11 protein-coding genes and 1 pseudogene are annotated in these 15,140 nt (G+C 72.5%); 7 read left to right on the forward strand and 5 right to left on the reverse strand.

Annotated elements, in window-relative coordinates:
* Window positions 1-89: 89 nt before the first annotated feature.
* Complete coding sequence (locus tag DFJ69_RS18475; RefSeq protein ID WP_116023757.1) at window positions 90-1,064, forward strand: ATP-binding cassette domain-containing protein; 975 nt, start codon at window positions 90-92, stop codon at window positions 1,062-1,064.
* Window positions 1,065-1,170: 106 nt separating this feature from the next.
* Window positions 1,171-2,004: an ABC transporter permease gene (locus DFJ69_RS18480; protein ID WP_116023758.1), complete on the forward strand. Its 834-nt coding sequence runs from the start codon at window positions 1,171-1,173 to the stop codon at window positions 2,002-2,004.
* Window positions 2,005-2,094: 90 nt separating this feature from the next.
* Here the strand turns inward: DFJ69_RS18480 and DFJ69_RS18485 are convergent, their stop codons facing one another.
* From DFJ69_RS18485 to DFJ69_RS18500, 4 genes are all read right to left on the reverse strand, one after another.
* Window positions 2,095-3,390: an ABC transporter permease gene (locus DFJ69_RS18485; RefSeq protein WP_116026721.1), complete on the reverse strand. Its 1,296-nt coding sequence runs from the start codon at window positions 3,388-3,390 to the stop codon at window positions 2,095-2,097.
* A complete protein-coding gene (locus DFJ69_RS18490) occupies window positions 3,390-4,640 on the reverse strand; it encodes an ABC transporter permease (protein WP_116023759.1) in 1,251 nt (416 codons plus the stop codon). Before DFJ69_RS18490 ends, DFJ69_RS18485 begins: the two co-directional genes overlap by 1 nt.
* Window positions 4,633-6,243, reverse strand: a complete 1,611-nt coding sequence (locus tag DFJ69_RS18495; RefSeq protein ID WP_116023760.1) for an ABC transporter ATP-binding protein — start codon at window positions 6,241-6,243, stop codon at window positions 4,633-4,635. Before DFJ69_RS18495 ends, DFJ69_RS18490 begins: the two co-directional genes overlap by 8 nt.
* Window positions 6,244-6,312: 69 nt before the next feature.
* A complete protein-coding gene (locus DFJ69_RS18500; protein WP_245974444.1) occupies window positions 6,313-7,392 on the reverse strand; it encodes a BMP family lipoprotein in 1,080 nt (359 codons plus the stop codon).
* Between the two features lie 297 nt (window positions 7,393-7,689).
* Between DFJ69_RS18500 and DFJ69_RS18505 the strand changes: the two genes are divergently transcribed.
* The 5 genes and pseudogenes from DFJ69_RS18505 to DFJ69_RS18525 all read left to right on the forward strand — a co-directional run bounded on the left by DFJ69_RS18505 (window position 7,690) and on the right by DFJ69_RS18525 (window position 14,268).
* Window positions 7,690-8,106 carry a cytidine deaminase gene (locus tag DFJ69_RS18505; protein ID WP_116026722.1) on the forward strand — a complete coding sequence of 139 codons (417 nt, stop codon included), beginning with the start codon at window positions 7,690-7,692 and terminating at the stop codon, window positions 8,104-8,106.
* A 25-nt stretch (window positions 8,107-8,131) separates the two neighbouring features.
* Complete coding sequence (locus DFJ69_RS18510) at window positions 8,132-9,406, forward strand: thymidine phosphorylase (RefSeq protein WP_116023762.1); 1,275 nt, start codon at window positions 8,132-8,134, stop codon at window positions 9,404-9,406.
* 55 nt (window positions 9,407-9,461) lie between these two features.
* Window positions 9,462-12,350 (forward strand): hypothetical protein, encoded by a 2,889-nt coding sequence (locus tag DFJ69_RS18515; RefSeq protein ID WP_116023763.1) that lies wholly within the window; start codon window positions 9,462-9,464, stop codon window positions 12,348-12,350.
* 179 nt (window positions 12,351-12,529) lie between these two features.
* Window positions 12,530-13,623 (forward strand): annotated as a pseudogene (locus DFJ69_RS18520) (adenosine deaminase).
* A 3-nt stretch (window positions 13,624-13,626) separates the two neighbouring features.
* Window positions 13,627-14,268: a PH domain-containing protein gene (locus tag DFJ69_RS18525; protein WP_116023764.1), complete on the forward strand. Its 642-nt coding sequence runs from the start codon at window positions 13,627-13,629 to the stop codon at window positions 14,266-14,268.
* Between the two features lie 79 nt (window positions 14,269-14,347).
* Here DFJ69_RS18525 and DFJ69_RS18530 read toward each other — a convergent pair whose 3' ends face one another.
* Complete coding sequence (locus DFJ69_RS18530; protein WP_245974445.1) at window positions 14,348-15,133, reverse strand: arginase family protein; 786 nt, start codon at window positions 15,131-15,133, stop codon at window positions 14,348-14,350.
* Between the last annotated feature and the right edge of the window lie 7 nt (window positions 15,134-15,140).

Consider the following 15,140-nt stretch of genomic DNA (forward strand, 5'->3'; position numbering starts at 1 on the left):
CGGGACCACGACTTGCGTACACCGTACCCGGTTATCTAGGCTGACGCTCGGAACCCAACTGCGTACGACGTACCCAGAGGAGTCGGGAGATGGACGAACCGATCATCGTCGCCGAGGGGCTGCACAAGCGCTTCGGCGACGTCCACGCGCTGCGCGGCCTGGACCTCGCCGTCCGGGCCGGCACCGTGTGCGGCGTGCTCGGCCCGAACGGCGCGGGAAAGACCACCGCCGTGCGCATCCTGGCGACGCTCGCCGACCCCGACGCCGGACGGGCCAGGGTGGCCGGCCACGACGTGGTGCGCGAGGCCGACCGGGTCCGCGCCCGCATCGGCCTGGCCGGGCAGTACGCCGCCGTGGACGAGCGGCTCACCGGCCGGGAGAACCTGCGCATGTTCGGGCGGCTCCACCACCTGTCGCGGGCGGCCTCCAAGCGACGCGCCGACGAGCTGCTGGAGCGCTTCGGCCTGGCCGAGGCCGCCGACCGGGTCGCCGGCGGCTACTCCGGCGGGATGCGCCGCCGGCTCGACCTGATCGCCAGCCTCATCGTCACCCCGCAGGTGCTGTTCCTGGACGAGCCGACCACGGGGCTGGACCCCCGCAGCCGCGGCGAGATCTGGGACAGCGTCCGCGAGCTCGTGTCCGACGGCACCACCGTGCTGCTGACCACCCAGTACCTGGACGAGGCCGACCGGTTGGCCGACGACGTCGTGGTGATCGACCACGGTCGCGTCATCGGCCAGGGCACGCCCGACGAGCTCAAGGCGGCGCTGGGCGACCACTTCGACGTTCTACTGGAGGACGCCTCGACGCTCTCCCTCGCCTCCGGCGTGCTGGAACGCCTGACCGGATCCGTCCCCGTCACCCCGGCCCCCGACCGGCTGTCCGCCCCGGCCCCCGCCGGGCTGCGCCTGGCCGACGTCGTCCGCGAACTCGACCGCGCCGACATCTCCATCGCCGACGTCTCGCTGCGCCGCCCCACCTTGGACGAGGTCTTCCTCCACCTGACCGACGACCCCGCCCGACCGACGCCCGAGCCCGACACCCGCAACGAGCGGGCGGCTTGAGGGGCCTTGGGATGTGGACGGGTGGGCCTGGCCGGGGAGCGGGTGACGTGATCGAGGTTCGACCGGGCCTCCGATGGGCTGTGACGACGACAGGGAGTGCAGAGGCATGACGATGGCGACGACCGCATCCGGCACGGGGATGTGGGGACGCGTGCGGTGGACGGTCGAGGACGGGCTCACGCTGATCGGTCGTGAGCTGCGGCGCATGCGGCACGAGCCGGGCGAGCTGGTGGCGGCGCTGATCTTCCCGGCGGTGATGGTGTTGCTGTTCGGGTACGTGATGGGCAGCGCGATCAAGGTGCCCGGCGGGGGCGACTACCGCGAGTTCCTGCTTCCCGGGCTGTTCGCGATGGTCACGCTCACCTCGGTGATGGGCGTGACCCTGCGGGTGGCCACGGACGCCTCGCGCGGGGTGATGGACCGGTTCCGCTCGATGCCGATGGCGCGCTCGGCGGTGCCGTTCGGGCACACCGGGGCCGACGTGCTGTCGGGCGTGCTCAACATGACGATCATGGCCGTGATGGGGCTGCTGGTCGGCTGGCAGGCGCACGGCGGCCTGCTCCGCACCCTCGAGGCGTTCGCCCTGCTGGCGCTGCTGCGGTACGGGCTGAGCTGGGTGGGCTGCTACCTCGGGATGAAGGTCAAGAACGAGCAGACGGCCGACCAGATGGTGCCTCTGATCTTCCCCTTCTCCATGGTCTCCAACTCGTTCGTGCCCACGGAGGGAATGCCCGGCTGGCTTCAGGCGATCGCCGACTGGAACCCGCTGAGCGCCGTCACCGCCGCCTGCCGCGACCTGTTCGGCAACCCGGGCGCCCCCACCGCCGACGCGGCCTGGCCGGTGGCCAACCCGGTCACCGCCACCCTGCTGTGGTCCGCCCTGCTGGTGGCCGTCTTCATGCCGCTCTCGATCCGGGAGTACGGCCGCAAGGGCCGCTGAACCAACGTGTCTCCCAATGGGAGACCAGCAGCGCGTCCTCGATCCGGAGTACGGCCGCAAGGGCCGCTGAACCCCGAGGCCCAGGGTGGGTCAGCCCTTGGTGTAGGGGATGCCGTCGGCGGCGGGGGCGCGGACGTGGCCCACGAGGCCGGCGACGGCGAAGATGGTGGCCAGGTAGGGGGTCATGCTGAGGAAGGCGGTGGGGACGGGGGTCTCCAGGGGCTGCAGGGACACCGAGATGCCGCCGGCGAAGCCGAAGAGGAGGGCGGCGGAGACGGCGCCCAGGGGTGACCAGCGGCCGAAGATCAGGGCGGCGAGGGCGATGAAGCCCTGGCCGGCGGCCATGTTCTTGTTGAAGGCGATGTTCAGGCCGATGGTCAGCCAGACGCCGCCGAGGCCGGCGATGAGGCCGCCGAGGACGACGTTGCGGTAGCGGACCGCCGCCACCCGGATGCCGACGGTGTCGGCGGCCGTGGGGTGTTCGCCGACGGCGCGGGTGCGCAGGCCCCAGCGGGTCCGGAACAGCCCGATCTGAATGATCGCGATCAGCGCCACGGTCAGGTAGAACACGGCGTTCTGGCTGAACAGCACCGGCCCGACGATCGGCAGGTCCGACAGCACCGGGATCTCCAGGGAGGAGAACGTCAGCGTCTTGTTGTAGTCGGCGGCGTTCGGCTGCAGCAGCCGCTCGTACAGGAAGCCGGTGAGTCCGGCGGCGAACAGGTTGAGCACCACACCGAGCACGACCTGCTGCACCAGATAGCGGTTGGCGAACACCGCCAGCATGGCCCCCAGCAGCCCGCCCGCCAGGCAGCCCGCGACCAGGCCCGTCCACAGGCTGTCGGTGACGGACGCGAAGAACGACGCCGCGCACGCCCCGACCAGGAACTGGCCCTCGATCGCCACGTTGATCACGCCGGACCGTTCGCACAGGACGCCGCAGAGCGCGCCGAGGATCAGCGGGGTCGCCGCCAGCACGGTGGCGTTGAGGACCGAGGTGAAGTTCAGGCTGTGCCCCGACGTCGCCCACACCAGAAAGGCCGCGACGAAGGCGACCAGGTACCCGGCGGTGGCGGCGGCCCGCGCCCGGCCCGCCAGGGGCCTGGCCAGCCGCAGGGCCCCGACCGCCACGCACACCAGCGACAGCACGATCGCCGTCGGCCCGGCGGGCACGGTCACGTCGGGGACCTCGATGGCGTCGTTGCCCAGCAGGTTCAGGTTGAACGTCGCCTCGGCCCCGCCGTCCGTCCGGCCGCCGAGCCCGAACGCCACCAGCCCGTACAGCCCGACCAGCACCATCGCGCCGCCGACGTACCACCGCTTGCGGTCGGCGCCGGCGGCGGGCACGGCGCCCGCGACGGGCGCCGTGGAAAGCGTCGTGCTCATCAGCCGTTCCATCCCTTCGCCAGCAGGCCGCTCTCGACGCCGCCCTCGCCGCGCAGCCGGAAGATGCCGCGGATCAGCGGCGGGGCCGCCACGAAGAGGACGATGAGGGCTTGAATGACGGTGACGATCTCGATCGACACGCCCGCCGCCGCCTGCATCTCCCGGCCGCCGGCCTGCAGGGCCCCGAACAGCAGGGCGGCGAACACGGTGCCGACGGGGGAGGCGCGGCCCAGCAGCGCGACCGTGATGGCGGTGAAGCCCAGGCCCGCGTCGATCTGCTGGGTGAGCGCGTTGTTGGCGTTGGCGGTGCCGAGCACCTGGGAGACGCCCACCAGCCCCATCAGCCCGCCCGACAGCAGCATCGCCATGATCTGCCCGTACCCGACGCTCATCCCGGCGGTGCGGGCGGCGTTGGGGTTGGCCCCCACGGCGCGCAGTTGGAAGCCCAGCGTCGAGCGGTTCAGCAGCCACCAGGCGAACACCACGGCGGCCAGCGCGAGCAGCAGCCCGGCGTTCACCCGCAGGGTGTCGCCGAACAGGTGGGGGAGGCGGGCCGCGTCGGCGACCGACTTGGAGATCGGCTGCGGGTTCTCCGGATCGCGGAAGGTGTCACTGGCGATCAGGTACCCCAGCAGCAGGAACGCCACGTAGTTGAGCATGATCGTGACGATCACCTCGTGCGCCCCGGTGCTCGCCTTGAGCCAGCCGACGATCCCGCCGTACAGCGCGCCGCCCAGCAGCCCGGCGAGGATCGCGGCGGGCAGCGCGACGAACCCGGGCGCGTCCAGGGTGAAGCCGACCCAGGTGGTGGTGATGGCGCCGATGATCAACTGGCCCTGGCCGCCGATGTTGAACAGTCCGGCGCGGAACGCCAGCCCGACCGCGAGTCCGCCGAAGATCAGCGGGGTCGCCTCGGTGAGGGTCTCGCTGATCGGCCGGAGCGCGGCGGTCGCCGTGGCGGCGGAGTCGGGGTTGAACACCGCGCCCTTGAACAGCGCGCCGTAGGCGGTGGACACCTCGGTCCAGGAGGCCGACAGCGCGTCGCCGGGGCGGGAGAAGAAGTAGGCGAAGGTGTCGGTCACCTCGGAGTCCGACACGATCATGAGCAGCGCGCCGACCAGCAGGGCGAGCAGGATCGCCAGCACGGTCACCACCCAGGGCGGTCCGGCCACGGTCTGCGCGACCAGTCTGCGGAACCGGTCGGCCTCCGGCGGCTCCTCCTGACCGGACGGTCGCTCCTGTTCACTCATCGTCGGCGTCCTTCACGGGCGGTTCCTGCGCGGGGTCCGAGGCGTCGGAGCCCGCCGGGGGCTCCGCGCGTTCCGGGTGTTCCGCGGATCCCGGGGAGTCCTCGGGATGGGCCCCCGCCATCAGCAGGCCGATGTGCTCCCGGGAGGTGTCGGGCGGGACGATGGCCTGGATCCGGCCGCGGTACATGACCGCGATCCGGTCGGCGAGGCCGTAGATCTCGTCCAGCTCGGTGGAGATGATCAGCACCGGGCGGCCCTGGTCGCGTTCGGAGACGATGCGCTTGTGGATGAACTCCATCGCGCCCACGTCCACCCCGCGGGTGGGCTGCGCGGCCACCAGCAGTCGCAGCGGGCGCGACATCTCGCGGGCCACGACGACCTTCTGCTGGTTGCCGCCCGACAGCGTCCCGACCGGCGTCTCGATGGACGAGGTGCGGATGTCGAACTCGCTCACCCGCTGCTCGGCGTTCTCGCGGACGGCCTTGACGTCCATGGTGCCGCGCCGTCCGAACGGCGGCCGGTCGAACAGGTCCAGGACCAGGTTCTCGGCGACGCTGTGGCCGCCGACCAGCGCGTCGTGGCTGCGGTCCTCGGGGACGTACCCGACCCCGGCGCGCAGCACCTTGCGGGGGGAGCGGCCGGTCAGCTCGCGGCCGTCCAGCCAGATGCCGCCGGACGCGGCCGGACGCAGCCCGAGGATGGCCTCGGCCAGCTCGGTCTGCCCGTTGCCCTGGACGCCGGCGATGCCGACGATCTCCCCGGGCCGGATCTCGAACGTGACGTCGTCCACCGCGCGCGACCCGGACTCGTCCAGCACGGTGAGGTCGCGCACCTCGAAGGCGGGGCCCTCCGCCGGCGCGGGCGGGGCCTTGTCGACGGTGAGGCGGACGTCGCGGCCGACCATCATGCCGGCGAGTTCCCTCTCGGAGGCGCTCGGTTCGGCGGTCCCGACCACCCGACCGCGCCGGATCACGGTGATCCGGTCGGCGATGGCCTTGACCTCCTTGAGCTTGTGGGTGATGAAGACGATGGAACGGCCCGACTCGCGCAGCGAGCGCATGACCGTGAAGAGCTCTCGGGTCTCCTGGGGGGTCAGCACGGCGGTGGGCTCGTCCAGGATCAGCACCTTGGCCTCCCGGATCAGCGCCTTGACGATCTCCACCCGCTGCTGGACGCCCACCGGCAGGTCGGCCACCAGGGCGTCCGGGTCGACGCGCAGGCCGTACCGGGCGGACACCTCGGCGACGTCACGGCGGGCGCGACGGCGGTCGAGCCAGCCGAGGGGGCCGGTGCGCTCGTCGCCGAGCATGATGTTCTCGGCCACCGTGAAGACGGGCACCAGCATGAAGTGCTGGTGCACCATGCCGATCCCGGCGGCGATGGCGTCGCGGGGGCCGTGGCAGACGAGGGGCTTGCCGTCGACCAGGATCTCGCCCTCGTCGGGCTGATAGAGCCCGTAGAGGGTGTTCATCAGCGTCGACTTGCCCGCGCCGTTCTCGCCGAGCAGGCAGTGGATCTCCCCGGGCCGGACCTCCAGGTCGATGCCGTCGTTGGCCACCAGCGAGCCGAAGCGCTTGGTGATCCCGCGGAGCTCGAGGGACAACCGGCGACCTCCTTTGGAACTGGGGCGGGGCGGGGCCGCGCCGGCCCCGCCCCGGGTGCGTCCGCCGGGTCAGCTCACCTTGGGCTGGTTCGGCGAGGTGATCTTGATGGAGCCGGACACGATGTCCTGCTTGATCTTCTCCAGCTCGGCCTTCAGCTCCGCCGGGACCTTGGAGTCGAACCGGTGGAACGGCGCGAGGCCGGTGCCGCCGTTCTGCAGGGTGCCCAGGTAGGAGCCGGTGAGTGCCTGGTCCTTGGCGGCCGTCTCGATGGTCGTCTGGACGGCGCCCGCGATGCCCTTCATGACGCTGGTCAGGAAGACGTCGCAGTACTGGGCGGCGGACTGGCAGCCGTCGGTGTCCACCCAGATGACGCTGACCTTGCCGCCGCTCTCCTTGGCCGCGGCGGCGGCGCCCAGCCCGGTGCCGCCGGCGACCGGGAAGATGATGTCGGCGCCGCTCTGGATGAAGTTGCCGGCGATGCGCTTGCCGGCGCCCTGGTCGGTGAACGAGTTGGCCATCGACCCGGACTTGGGGTTGGCCTCGTTCCAGCCGAGCACCTGGACCTTCTTGTTCTTCTGCTTGTTGTAGTACTGGACGCCCTCGTAGAAGCCGTCCATGAAGATCGTCACCGGCGGGATCGGCAGTCCGCCGAAGGTGGCGACCTTGCCGGTCTTGGACATCGCCGCGGCGAGGTAGCCGGCCTGGAACGCGCTCTGCGCGGTGTTGAACTCCATGCCGTAGACGTTCGGCGGCACCGAGGCCGAGTCCACGATGGCGAACTTCTGGTTCGGGTTGGCCTTGGCCGCCTGGCCGGTCGCCTCCGCCATCAACCCGCCGACCGAGATGATCAGCCCGCACTTCTTGGAGATCAGGCTGTTGATGTTCGGGACGTAGTCGTTCTCACTGGTGGAGGCGCTGTACTGGACCTTGGCCCCGGTGCTCTTGGACGCGGCCTGCATCCCGGCCCAGGAGGCGGCGTTGAACGACCGGTCGTCGATGCCCCCGGTGTCGGTGACCATACAGGCCGAGAGCTTCGAGCCGCCGGTGCCCGAGCCGTTGTCGTCGTCCTCGGGCGCGCTGCCGCAGCCTGCGAGCACCAGCGCCAGCCCGACCGCCCCCGCGGCCAGCCGCATTGAATTGGCCACCATGACTCCTCATGCACGACACAGGGCGCAGAACCGTTCTGGTCGCCCGATCAGCCAACAGCTTCATGGTCCGGACATATCGCCCGCCATCCCCAGGTCAAGTTGTGGGGAGACCGTTATGTGAACGTAGGCATCCGGAGACCCTCCTTGATGCCCTCACCTGCGCGATCACTACCCATCAGGGGCGGGGTCACTCCGTCCGGACCGCAGGTGATGGTACCCGTTCCCGGGTAAGGGTCGTCCGTTAGGTGCATTACGGCCACTGGTGGTGCCGGGGGTCCGCTCGCGTACGGTATGCGCATGACGCAGATCGACTGGGAGCGGCTGCGGGCCGCCGCCCGCGCGGCGATGGAGCGCGCCTATGCGCCGTACTCCGGGTTCCCGGTGGGCGCGGCGGGCCTGACCGACGACGGTCGACTGATCGCCGGCTGCAACGTGGAGAACGCCTCGTACGGGATGACGCTGTGCGCCGAGTGCAGCCTCGTGTCGGCCCTGTACGGCCCGGACAAGCCCGCCTCCTCGACGCGTCCCCTGCTGGTCGCGCTGGCGGTGGTGGACGGCAACGGCGACCCGCTGATGCCGTGCGGACGCTGCCGCCAACTGCTGTGGGAGCACGGCGGCCCCGGTCTGCTGCTGGAGACCGCGCGCGGCGTGCTCCCCATGTCCGAGGTGCTGCCCGACGCCTTCGGCGCCGAGGACCTCTCCCGGATCTCCTGAAACGCCCGAAGGGACGGAAAACCTCGTGGATGCCATCGACGTCATCCTGACCAAGCGCGAGGGCGGCAAACTCACGCCCGAGCAGATCGACTGGGTCATCGACGCCTACACCCGGGGCGCGGTGGCCGAGGAGCAGATGTCCTCGCTGGCCATGGCGATCCTGCTCAACGGGATGACCCGCGAGGAGGTCGCCCGCTGGACCGAGGCCATGATCCGGTCCGGGGAGCGGATGGAGTGGTCCGGGCTGGACCGGCCGACCACCGACAAGCACTCCACCGGCGGCGTCGGCGACAAGATCACGCTGCCGTTGGCCCCGCTGGTGGCCGCCTGCGGCGCGGCCGTCCCGCAGTTGTCCGGACGGGGCCTCGGTCACACCGGCGGCACCCTGGACAAACTCGAGTCGATCCCCGGCTGGCGGGCCTCCCTGGAGCCCGACGGGATGTTGGACGTGCTGCGTCGCACCGGGGCGGTGATCTGCGCCGCCGGCAGCGGGCTGGCCCCCGCCGACCGCAAGCTGTACGCGCTGCGCGACGTGACCGGGACCGTGGAGTCGATCCCGCTGATCGCCTCCTCGATCATGTCGAAGAAGATCGCGGAGGGCACCGGGGCGCTGGTCCTGGACGTCAAGGTGGGCTCCGGGGCCTTCATGAAGACCACCGCGTCCGCCCGCGAGCTGGCCGAGACGATGGTCGGGATCGGCGTCGACCACGGCGTCCGCACGGTGGCGCTGCTGACCGCGATGGACCGCCCGCTCGGCCGCGCCGTCGGCAACGCGCTGGAGGTCGCCGAGTCGGTGCAGGTGCTGGCCGGCGGCGGCCCGCCGGACGTGGTCGAGCTGACCCTCACGCTGGCCCGCGAGATGCTGGCGGCGGCGGGTCTCTCCGACCGCGACCCGGCGGACGCGCTGCGGGACGGCTCCGCGATGGACGTCTGGCGTCGGATGATCTCCGCCCAGGGCGGCGACCCCGACGCCTCGCTGCCCGTCGCCCGGGAGTCCCACGTCGTCACCGCCCCCGCCGCCGGGGTCCTCACCCGGCTGGACGCGTACGGGGTCGGCGTCGCGGCCTGGCGGCTGGGGGCCGGACGGGCGCGCAAGGAGGACCCGGTCTCGTTCGGCGCCGGAGTGGTCTGCCACGCCGTCCCGGGCGACGAGGTCGCCGCCGGGCAGCCGCTGCTGACCCTCTACGCCGACGACGACACCCGGTTCGCGCGGGCCCTGGAGTCGCTGGACGGCGCGATCGAGGTCGAGCCCGGCGGCACTCCCGACCTGCTGCCGCTGGTGATCGACCGCATCTCCTGAATTCTGTCGGTACGGCGCACTAGTCTCCCGAGCGGGTGATCGATCGGGAGGGTTGATGACGGTGTCGGGGGAATGGCCGGACCTCGCCGGGCTGGGGCGCGGCGAGGTCGTGGAGGTGGCCGTGGGGCTGCCGGCGCGGGCGCTGCCGGAGTTCTTCGAGCACGCCTGCCGGGTGTTCGCCGAGGCCGGGCGGCCCGAGGAGGCGGCGTTCCTGTTCGACCGCGCACGTGCGGTCGAGGCGGCTCACGAGCGGCTGCTCGGGGTCGCCGTCGATCCCGAGCGGGTGCAGCGGGCGCTGGTGGAGCTCGTTCCCGCAGGGGCGATCACGCCGAGCGCGCTGCACGAGCACCTGCGGCGGCTGGTCCTGCATCCCGACCCGGGGCTCGCGCACGCCTGGGCGCGGGAGGCCGTCGGCGCGTTCTTCGACGCCGGCACGATCCCGTATCCGAACGTGGTCGCCGAGCTGCTGCCGCTGGCGGCGGGCGCGGGCGTGCCCGAGGACGACGAGGAGGACTTCGTCGCCGGCCGGCTGCTGCGCGGGGGCCTGCTGCCGTCCGCCGCGCTGCCGATCTGGGAGGCCCTGCGCCCCGCGCTGGCCCGGCTGTGCCGCCGCGAGCCCGAGCTGCTCGACCTGCTCATCGCCGCCGCGCCGGCCGCCGACCTCTACGACGACGCCGCGATCGCCGGTGCGCACCGTCGGGTGTGGTTCGAGCTGCTGGGCGACGCCGAGGCCGGGTCCCGGCTGCCGCGCGAGTGGTTCCTCGACGCCGGGCCGCTGTCCCTGCGCGCCATGATGCGGCTGGCCGGGCAGGCGGGCGCACGGCTCTTCCCACCGCCCGACGGACGGTACGACCCGCGCGCCGACCCGGCGGTGGCCGAGGCGGGGCCCGACCCGTTGGCCTTCCGCACGCGGAACACGTCGTGGCGCGACGACAAGACCCCGCAGTGGGGCTCGACCACCGACTACGACGGGCTCGCCGAGCCGCTCGACCGCGACCCCGCCGCCCGTCGGGCCTTCGCGCAGGATCTGGACGCCTTCGTCCTCAAGCTCAACTACTACGCGAACGTCGACTACCCGGAGATCCTGCGCGCCCTGTGGGCCCGGCCCGCGATCCGCCGGCTGCTGGAGGAGCAGGTCGCCGAGTGGAGGTCCGAGGCCGCCGCGGGCGACCTGCTGGGCCTGGAGATCGCCCTGCCCCGGCTCCGGGCGCTGGCCGAGGCGGGCTTCGCCGACGCGGCTCCGGGTGCGCTCGACGGGCTGGAGATCACCGATCCGATCGACGCGCTGGTCCGGGCGCTGCGCACCGGGATTCCGGAGGAGCTTCGGTTCCCCTCCGTGACGTCCGATCACCGTCACGGGACCTCGGTGACCGTTGTCCAGCATCGCGACCTGCTCACTCTCGGCGTGGGTCAGAAGACCGTCGAGGTCCACGGGCCCGACGGGGTGCGACACCGCGCCGCCGTCGAGCATCCGACGGGCACGTGGCCGTGGCACGACGGCGAGCATGCCCATCTGTCGCGGCTGTTCGAGGGGCGTCGACAGACGTTCCGGGCGGTGGGGGCCGGTGCCGTCGCCCTCGACACGGCGTCGCTCGCCCTGTGGCCGGAGGCGCCCGCCGCCGCCGAGGTGACGTTCCCCGGGGCCGACACCCCGGTCCTGGTGATGCTGCGCGACGGGGCGCTCCGGCTCAGCGACGCCGAGGGGCGGCTGATCGGGCGGCTGCGGTTCCAGCCGGTGCAGGGCGTCGCCCAGGGCACCCACATGGTGGTGCCTCCGCCCGGCTGGTGGCCGACCCTGGGGCCGGTCGACCCGGCGGGCTCGGCGGCGCTGCGCCGCCTCGACGAGGACGGGGCGCGGCGGCTCCTCGACACCGCGCTGCACGGGTCCGGAGCCCTCACCGGAGAGGTGGCCCGGGTCCTGCCCGAGATCACCGAGCCCCGCCTTCGAGAGGGTGTCGAGGCGTTGGCGACCCGCGCCGCCGAATGCCTCCTCCAGACCCTCCGCACGCGGGACGCGCTCGGCCTCGACCACCCTGTCGAGCCGCCGACCTCCGTCCGTTCCGCTCCCGCGTTGCGTCCGGGACGCGAGGTCGAACGGCTGGTGGCCCTCCGCTCCCTCGACGCGACCCTGCGCGAGGCCGCCGCGTCCGGGCCCGCCCTGGAGAGCGCCCACCCGCTGGGCTCGATCGAGCTTCCCCGGGGCACCGGCGGGATCTGGTTCGCCTTCGGCGAGCTGGGCGCCAAGGCCCTCCAGGCGTCATGGCCGTGGACCCCGCAGGTCGAACGCACCCGGATCATCGACACGTTGCGCGCCTGGGGCAACGCGGCGTGGGGCGACGGCACGGGCCGCTGGCGCAAGCTGTCGTTCACCTCCCGTGGCGGCAGGCAGAAGCCCGCCGGCGAGCTGTGGCGCACGCCCAACGGGGCCCTGGTGGTGCTCAACTACCAGGACCATCCGCACAAAGAGGCGATCGCCCTCGAGTACTCGCCCGATGGCGTCTTCCGGCCGTTCCCCTTCCCGGGGTGGGCGGAGCGCAAGGCCCCGGTCGCGCAGGGCTGGGGTGGTACCGAGGCCATCACCCGGTTCCTGGACCTGCTCGCCGAGCGGGGTCCGGTCCCGTTCGCCGCCGCCGTCGCCCACGAGATCGCCGAACGCGCCGGTCTGCCCGTCCGTGAGGCGGCCTCCGCCTGCTTCGGCTACCCGTACGGCGGCCTGAGCGCCCTGGAGGGCACCGCCCCCGACATCGCCAAGATCTTCGCCGACACCGCCGACATCGAGGGCAAGGACAACAAGCCCCCGCGCTCGTACCGTCTCGACGCCGAGATGCGCCCGCTCCTCATGCCCGACGACCCCGAGACCCTCTGGACCGAGGGCATGGCCCTCGACCGCGCCGTCGACTGGTGGAACGCCCAGCCCGACACGTCGGAGGAGCAGCACACCTGACGCGGGCCGTGGAGACGGCGGGTGGCGTTGATGGGCGGCTTCCATGAGGTCGCCGGGCGAGTGCTGGAACGATCGGTCGGACCGGCCGGAGGAGCAGCACACCGCGACTCGCTCGCCCTGACCGCGAGGCGGAGAATGTGGGCGGGAGTGAGCACGGGCACGGGTGTACTGTGCGGAAGGTGACTGGTCAACCGACGCTGGACGCCATTCGGCGGGCCCCCAAGGTGTTGTTGCACGACCATCTCGACGGTGGGCTGCGGCCCGAGACGATCGTCGAGCTCGCTCGTGAGAGCGGATACGACGGGCTGCCCACGCGGGACGTGGAGGAGCTGCGGACCTGGTTCACGGCGGCCTCGGACTCCGGGTCGCTCGAACGGTATCTGGAGACGTTCCAGCACACCGTCGGCGTGATGCAGTCCGTCGAGGCGCTGCGGCGGGTGGCGTACGAATGCGCCGAGGACCTCGCCAAGGACGGGGTGGTCTACGCGGAGGTGCGGTACGCGCCCGAGCTGCACACCCGGACGGGGCTGTCGCTGCAGCAGGTCGTCGAGGCGGTGCTCGAAGGCTTCGCCGAGGGCGGCCGCGAACACGGCATCCGGGTCGGCGCGCTCGTCACCGCCATGCGCCACCAGGCCCGCAGCATGGAGATCGCCGAGCTGGCCGTCCGGTACCGCGACGCCGGGGTGGTGGGCTTCGACATCGCCGGGGCCGAGGCGGGCTATCCCCCACCCGGCACCTGGACGCGTTCGAGTACCTCCAGCGCGAGAACGCCCACTTCACCATCCACGCGGGCGAGGCGTTCGGGCTGCCGTCGATCTGGCAGGCGATCCAGTGGTGCGGCGCCGACCGGCTGGGGCACGGGGTGCGCATCGTCGACGACATCGGCGGGCGGGACACCGCCACCCCGGTGCTGGGCAGGCTGGCCGACTACGTGCGCGACAAGCGCATCCCGCTGGAGATGTGCCCGACGTCCAACGTGCAGACCGGGGCGGCGAAGTCCATCGCCGAGCACCCCATCGGGCTGCTGCGGCGGCTGAGCTTCCGGGTCACCGTCAACACCGACAACCGGCTGATGAGCGGCACCTCCCTCTCCGAGGAGTTCGCCAAGCTGGTCGAGGCGTTCGGGTACGACTGGGACGACCTCGCATGGTTCACGGTGAACGCCATGAAGTCGGCGTTCATCGGCTTCGACGAGCGGCTGGAGCTGATCAACGGCGTGATCAAGCCCGGCTTCGCCCAGCTCAAGTGGACCGGCTCCCGCCCGCTGAGCTGACCGGTGAGATCCACGGGTCACACGGGCGGTCCCGGCGCGCGGGGATCGCTCGTCCTGCGTTCCTCGGCCGGTCGGGTCGGCGCCTGGGTGTGGCTGGCGTTCGCCGCGTTCAACTTCGCCGACCTGGCGTGGCGCGGCCGCGACCTGGCCGCGCTGATCGCGGCGGCGGTGCTGCTGACCGGCTGCGGCGTGGCGTATGTGCTGGGCCTGCGCCCCCGCGTCGTCGCGGGCGCGGACGGTCTGGAGATCCGCAACCCGCTCCGCGACGTGCGCGTCCCCTGGCCCGCCGTCCGGAAGATCGAGGCCGCCGACGCCATCACGGTCCGGTTCTCGGGGGCCGGAGACACCGAGCGCACGGCCCGCGCGTGGGTCCTGCAGACCTCGCCCCGCGCCCGGGCCCGCGAGGAACGACAGATCCGGCGGCAGGCCCGCCATCTCCCGCCGGGCGTCGCGGGGCAGGTCGTCGAACGCTCCTCGCTGGGCCACGCCGTCGAGCAGCTCAACGCCCTCGCCGCTCGGCACCCCGAGACCTCCCGGGATCGGCCCTCGGAGGGCACCGTGACCTGGTCCGTGGTCGCCCTCATCGCGATCGCCCTTCCATCCGCGCTCCTGGTGATCCTCATCGCGGTGGCGGCGGCCCGCTGACCGCCGGCCGGTCACGCCGCCGGACGACATCGGCGTGGGAACGCGGGTCGTCGTCGCCCCCGTGCCGAAGCCCGGCCGGTCACCGCACGGCGTCGACCAGCGCCGGGACGAGGGAGGCGAGTGTCTCCTCGTCATGGGGGTCGCCGGGTTGGTACTCGGTGATGCCGAGACCGGCGACGGTGCGGCCGGCCGACAGATCCCGAACGGCCGTGAGCAGCGCCTCCGGAGTGACGCCCCCGGGCTCGGGAAAGCCGACCGACCCGAAGACGGTGGGATCCAGGACGTCCAAGTCGATGTGGACGTAGACGGAGGAGCCGTGGACGGACTCCGCCAACGCGTCCAGTTCGCCGGCGGGAACGTGCCGGATGCCGTGCGCTTCGACGAACTCGCGCTCACCCGGATCCAAAGCCCGAACCCCCGCCAGGACGACCTGCTCAGGGCGGATCGGGCGGCGGGGGAGCAGCCCGGGCGGGCCCTCGCCGAGCAGCGCGCGCAGAACCATCCCGTGGAAGGCGTGCGAGGGGGACGACTCGGGGGAGTTGAGGTCGCCGTGCGCGTCGAACCAGACCACCGTCAGCCGTTCGCCGTGGATCTCGGCGGCGCGTTCCACAGGGGCCAGTTCGACGCCGCAATCACCCCCGACGACGATCGTCTGAGAACCCCCCAGGGAGGCGCGAGCGGCGGCGAGGTTGGCGCTCAGCACGTCGAACGCCCGCACTCCGGCCGACTCCTCGCCGGCGTGCCCGAGCACCGGGACGCGGTGGTCGGCGCGAACGAACGCCGCAAGCCGCGCGGCGCCGTCCGCCAGCAGCCGAGCGCCGGGGGATGCCGAGCCCTGCCACTGTGGGATCTCCAACGCCGTCATCGGTCCG

Source organism: Thermomonospora umbrina (assembly GCF_003386555.1).
Lineage (GTDB): Bacteria > Actinomycetota > Actinomycetes > Streptosporangiales > Streptosporangiaceae > Thermomonospora > Thermomonospora umbrina.